Below are 6064 nucleotides of genomic sequence, written 5' to 3' on the forward strand. Positions count from 1 at the left end.
TACTTCTGCCTTTTTTAATGTGTGGGTACAGTGAAAATCACTGTACCCGTTTCCTCTGATTATTGTTTTACAGCTTCAACGATCGTGGTGCCCTGTTCCTGGCCATCACCATCGAAGAACGTCACGGTACCCATGTAAGGTACGCCTGACGCAAGACCGCGGGTAATGATACGAACGTCATTAAGGCGTCCGTCAACTGCACGGGATGACATGCTGAAACGGCTGCTGCTGTCTTTACCACCGGCTACCCATACAGGCATCTGGAAGTCAGTTTCCGTTGCGCCATTCAGATCCCAACCGTGAACCCAAACGATATAAACATCACCAACGCCCACATTGGCTGCCGGCTCAGGATTCATCAGAACAACATCTTCATCAGAACCACCGAATGCAGATACACCAACCTGTGTACATAACCAGCCTTCACAGCGGTAAACGTAAAGGTCAAGGTCAGTACCGCTTTGTTCTACCAGCTCATCACGTAAGCTGAAACGGGCCATGGTGGTCCCTTCAGGGATGTGGAACAAGGTAGTAGACAAACCGTCTTCGTTGAATGCGAACGAACTGTCAGGATCTTGCTCAACGGTGCTTGTAACCACTTCAGGTGCAACCAGACTTGCATAGTCAATACTTGCACGACCGGTATAGTTCATTCCCACTGAGAAGAAACCACGGCCACGGGAGTTCAGACCTACAGAAACGCTTTCAGGTGCAGAAATGTTCTCATCCGCTGCCGGCATAATTGCTACCGGGCTGCGAACAACTTTACCGTTATCACCCTCAAGTACCACTGCACCGAAGATCCATTCATCAAGAACAGTTTCTTCTGTTTTCGCTACTGTGAGTGCGAATGCTGAAGTGCCGTTTGCTGCAACTTCAACCACACCGCCCTGAACCGGCGTAAGGTCGCTGTTATAACCCTGAACAGAAACATCCAGTGAATCCAGACCTTCAATTGAAATGGTGTAAGTACTGTCTGCACCAGTTACGTCAGAAACATAACGGTAGATAGTTTCAGCACCGGACAATTCACCGATAGCAATTGACGGATAGTTCAGCTGGCTTGGATCAGTCGGGAAGTAATTGGCCTCATAAGTGGCACAATCGTAGCCTGACTCGCTGATAACAAATGATTCTTCGTCCAGACCACACATAAAGCCCATGTAATCGAAGAAAGAAGCATCAAAGGTTAAGCCGGGTTCCATAGCAGAAACCGGTGCAGCATGACCAGCACCAAAATCAAACGGATCAGCCGGTGTGCTGCCGTCTTCTTTGGTGACATCCTGATACGCAGTAGTCATTAGTGCAGATTTAACCTGAGCAGGAGTCCAGTCAGGGTGCTGATCGATAAGCAGTGCAGCCATACCGGCAATATGCGGGGAAGACATTGACGTACCACTTAAGTAAGCCACTTGCTTGCCCTGCTCGCCGAACATTGGCGTGTCAGAGGTTGCTGCCAGGATGCGAACACCCGGAGCAGTGATATCCGGCTTAATTACATCCAGTGTAGAGGCATTCGGACCACGGCTTGAGAAATCAGCCATGATATTGCCTGTTTCCTGTTGTTCAACGTAGGTACCGGCACTCATTGTCACGGTCACATTGCCGCCTTCAACCGCTGAAGAGTTCAGCATGCTGCCCACAGCTTCAGTAACCATACCGCCGGGGATGCCGCCGACAAAATCGCCGCCCATTACGGTAACACCGCCACCATTGTCATAAACCACGACAGCAGTCGCACCTGAATCCAGTGCACGGCTAACTTTTTGCGAAAACGCACAGGAACCACGCTGAATTAACGCAATGTTTCCTGAAATATCAGCAGCGTTATCAAGTGGCGTAGATGCTGCACCGTCAAAACAGGCCAGCAGTGGTTCAGCTACAACCAGTGAACCGGTCACAGGACCTGTTTCACTCAGTGGTTTTGTAATTGAACCTTCGGTAAACGCAACTGTACTGGTTTCATCGAACTGGGTGACTTCAAGACCATTTACAACAGTTGTACCGTCATAAGTCGAGGCGCCTACTGTGGTTACCCAGGGAGCAGGTGTGCCGGTGGTAGATGCTGCAGGGCCAGAGTTACCGGCTGAAACTGAAACAAATACACCAGCCTGTGCCGCACGTAACATGGCTGCAGTAGACGGCACGGTCAGGTCAGTCAGACTGCCACCGATGGAATAGTTGAGTACATCCACACCATCAACAATAGCCTGTTCAATTGCAGCCATACTATCGCCGTAGAAACAGCCGGCTTCGTCACCGCCTTGCGGGTTAACGTAGTCAGAGTTCCAGCACACTTTATACATGGCAACACGGGCACGCGGCGCGATACCGGACATTACGCCAATTTCAGTGCCGTTCATAACAGCAGACACGCCTTCGTTACCGGCAGCAGTGCTGGCTGTGTGACTACCGTGACCATCTGCGTCACGGGGAGACATAAATTCACCTAACTCTGTTTGAATGTCATAAACAGACTGGAAAGTCTCAGGGAAGAAACGTGCACCGATAAGTTTGTTGTTACAGGCAAATGTGCCTGCCTGTGCTTCTTCACCGGTATCACAGGCACCCTGCCAACCGATGTCAGCCGGATCGGAGTAAGAGCCGTCATCAGCAAAACTTGGGTTTTCCGGTGTAATACCCGTGTCAAGAATACCGACAATCACATCTTCACCTTTAATACCCAGAGTATGCTGTCCACCCGCGCCGGTAAGGCCGAGGAACTCAGGAGTATTAGCCGTGTCTACTTTCACCATCTGGTCTTCCCAGACGCTGGCGACTTCAGGATTAGCGCGTAATGCTTTTGCCTGGGCAGGCGTTAACTTTGCTGAAAATCCGTTGAAGCTGTGAACGTAGTTATGGATGATTTTAACGTTACCTACGGCTGCTGCTGCGGCGCGCTGGTTGCGTTTCAATTTGCTGGTGTAATTGCGGATTTGTTTGGTGTCTGAGGCGTATTGGTTACCCCTCGATGCGACGTGTTGTTTATTTGGGATGAGCTCCCCGATTTCCTCTGCGTAGGTGATACCTGGTGCCTGCTTCATCTGGATGATGTAAACACCGGAACCCTTTTTGACATTAGCTTGGTTTCCTGAAACAGAAAACTTCGTCAGGTCCTGGGCTGGAATCTGCTGAGCAGTTACTGTGGTAGTCATACCCGCGGTAACAGCCATAGAAACCATTGTTCCCAATAGTTTTTTCTTAAATGTCATTTATTGCGTCTCCCATTGACACTTTTTTTGTTTTGCGGCTTCCTTCAGGAGATAAAACATCAGTTTTACCGCATCGGGAATTATTCCTGCCTGAATCTGCGTTAACGCATTTACAAACGTGGAACCCGCTTTCTGGATTTACTGCATTTATTATTATTCCCCGATGTTTATTTACTTCTTCCATGTCATCGGAGGTCTGATATTTATACAAAATTCACACCACGTGTTCTATCTTCCTGATCTTTATAAGATATATCAAGCAGGAATATATAACCTGTTGCTAATTTGTAAATTTTCTTGACGCTGAAAAGGTTATTTATTAATCAAATCATAGAGATAAAAAAAGGCAGTACATGACTGCACTGCCTTTATATTCAGTAACTAAGGTACGCAACCATCAGCACATTTCAACGGCAAGGGCTACACCTTCGCCACCACCGATACATAAAGAAGCAATACCTTTCTTCGCTCCTTTGTTAGCCAGTGCGTGGATAAGCGTCACCAGAATACGAGCACCGGATGCACCAATAGGGTGACCTAACGCACAGGCACCACCATTAATATTCACCTTCTCTGCATCCAGACCCAGCTTTTGAATGGCCAGCATGGTTACCATGGCAAACGCTTCATTGATTTCCCAAAGATCGACGTCTTCTTTAGACCACCCGGCCTTATCGAGCACTTTTTCCATTGCACCTACAGGAGCAACAGTGAAGTTTTCCGGTTCAATGGCATTGGTAGCGTGCGCCACCACTTTAGCCAGTGGCGTCAGGCCAAGTGACGCTGCTTTCGATTCAGACATCACCAGCAGGGCTGCAGCACCATCGGAAATTGAGCTGGAGTTTGCCGCTGTTACCGTACCGTCCTTTTTGAATGCAGGACGTAATGACGGAATCTTATCAGGACGGGCTGAACCCGGTCCTTCGTCAGTATCAACCACCACATCGCCCTTACGGGTAGAAATGGTAATAGCAGAAATTTCATTGGCAAACGCACCGGTGTTGATAGCTTCGTTCGCACGGGAAAGTGAAGTTAACGCGTATTCATCCATCTGACCACGGGTCAGTCCTTCACTGTCAGCGGTATCCTGCGCAAAGCACCCCATGGCTTTACCATCATAGGCATTCTCAAGTCCGTCCAGCATCATATGATCAAGTACCTGACCATGACCCATACGGTAACCTGTGCGAGCTTTTGGCAACAAATACGGTGCATTACTCATACTTTCCATGCCACCCGCTACGACGACTTCTGCGCTGCCTGCTTTGATCAGATCGTGGGCCAGCATCACGGCTTTGAGTCCGGATCCGCACACTTTATTGAGGGTAATTGCACCGGCAGATAAAGGCAGGCCTGCTTTCAATGCAGCTTGTCTGGCCGGCGCCTGACCCAGACCGGCAGGTAATACACAGCCCATAATGACTTCATCAATCTGACTTACATCCACATCAGTACAAATTGACTTAATCGCTTCAGCACCCAGCTCCGTCGATGGCACAGAAGACAAACTGCCATTGAATCCACCCATAGGGGTACGTTTTGCTGCCACAATTACTACCGCTTCATTGCTCATAGTTGTATTGCCTCACTTATTTTAGGAAGTTCAGGTACTGCACAAATTATATTCAGTACATCATATATCACCGGAAAACGTAACAGAAACTTTGCACTTATTGACGTTACATTTTTCTTACTTTACCTTAACGTTAACTACAATTTACGTTAACGTAAACCTGTATTAAGACAGTTTCTCAGTCGTCATGCCTGTTACGGGCCGGGCATACAGGTTAACGACACCGACAAGGCACAGTCATGACAAACAGCAAAGAAGAGCAAACTTTTACCATCGGAGAACTGGCAAAGGAGTTTGATATAACACCCAGATCCATCCGTTTCTATGAAGAACAAGGACTTATTACACCTTCAAGAACCGGGCAGAACCGCATCTACAATAACAAAGACAGGGTGAGGTTAAAGCTAATTTTACGTGGTAAGAGGTTGGGCTTCTCGCTGGCGGAAGTGAACAACCTTTTCGAACTTTACGACACAAATCCGGATTCAGCCATCCAGCTGGAAACGATGCTCAGCATGACGGACCAAAAGCGTGCGGTACTTCGTCAGCAACTCGAAGACATTCAGATGCTGATGGGTGAACTTGATGAAGTTGAAGCACGCTGCCGTGAAGAGCTGGCAGAATTAAAACGAGGACACGACAGATGATAACACCCTACCCCACATTGAATTTTGGTCTGGGCGAAGAAATCGACATGCTCAGAGAACATGTGCATCAGTTTGCTCAGCAGGAGATTGCACCGCTGGCGACAGAATCGGATGAAGTAAGCCGTTTTCCCAATCAGTTATGGACAAAATTTGGTGACATGGGGTTACTGGGTGTCACAGTAGATGAAAGCTTTGGCGGCGCCAACATGGGCTATCTTGCACACACTGTCGCTATGGAAGAAATCAGCCGCGCTTCAGCCGGAATTGGTTTAAGTTACGGGGCACACTCGAATTTATGCGTAAACCAGATTTTCCGTAACGGCTCCGGGGCACAGAAAGAAAAATACTTGCCGGCTCTGGTGAGCGGCGAGCGTATTGGTGCACTGGCGATGAGTGAGCCCGGTGCCGGTTCTGATGTGGTATCCATGAAGTTGAAAGCCGAAAAGCGTGGCGACAAATACATCCTCAACGGCAATAAAATGTGGATCACAAATGGTCCTGATGCCCACACCTTTGTTATCTATGCAAAGACTGACACACAGGCTGGCCACAAGGGCATTACAGCGTTCATTGTTGAACGTGACTTCCCGGGATTCAGCCGTGCCCAAAAACTCGACAAGCTGGGTATGCGC

At 48.5% G+C, this 6064-nt stretch carries 4 protein-coding genes; 2 read left to right on the forward strand and 2 right to left on the reverse strand.

Features of this window, described 5'->3' with window-relative positions:
- Window positions 1-59: 59 nt before the first annotated feature.
- Together AC4PME_RS10245 and AC4PME_RS10250 are read right to left on the reverse strand one after the other, a co-directional pair.
- The gene (locus AC4PME_RS10245; protein ID WP_491045513.1) at window positions 60-3212 is read right to left on the reverse strand and encodes a S8 family serine peptidase; all 3153 of its coding nucleotides are present in this window, start codon (window positions 3210-3212) and stop codon (window positions 60-62) included.
- A 397-nt stretch (window positions 3213-3609) separates the two neighbouring features.
- The gene (locus AC4PME_RS10250; RefSeq protein WP_491045514.1) at window positions 3610-4785 is read right to left on the reverse strand and encodes a thiolase family protein; all 1176 of its coding nucleotides are present in this window, start codon (window positions 4783-4785) and stop codon (window positions 3610-3612) included.
- A 239-nt stretch (window positions 4786-5024) separates the two neighbouring features.
- On the opposite strand from AC4PME_RS10250, the gene AC4PME_RS10255 reads away from it, so the two are divergent.
- On the forward strand, window positions 5025-5432 hold the full coding sequence (locus tag AC4PME_RS10255) for a MerR family transcriptional regulator (RefSeq protein WP_491045515.1): 408 nt from the start codon (window positions 5025-5027) through the stop codon (window positions 5430-5432).
- A partial coding sequence (locus AC4PME_RS10260) for an acyl-CoA dehydrogenase family protein (RefSeq protein WP_491529582.1) occupies window positions 5429-6064 on the forward strand: 636 nt, incomplete at its 3' end. The genes AC4PME_RS10255 and AC4PME_RS10260, both read left to right, overlap by 4 nt.

Source organism: Alteromonas sp. (assembly GCF_984505615.1).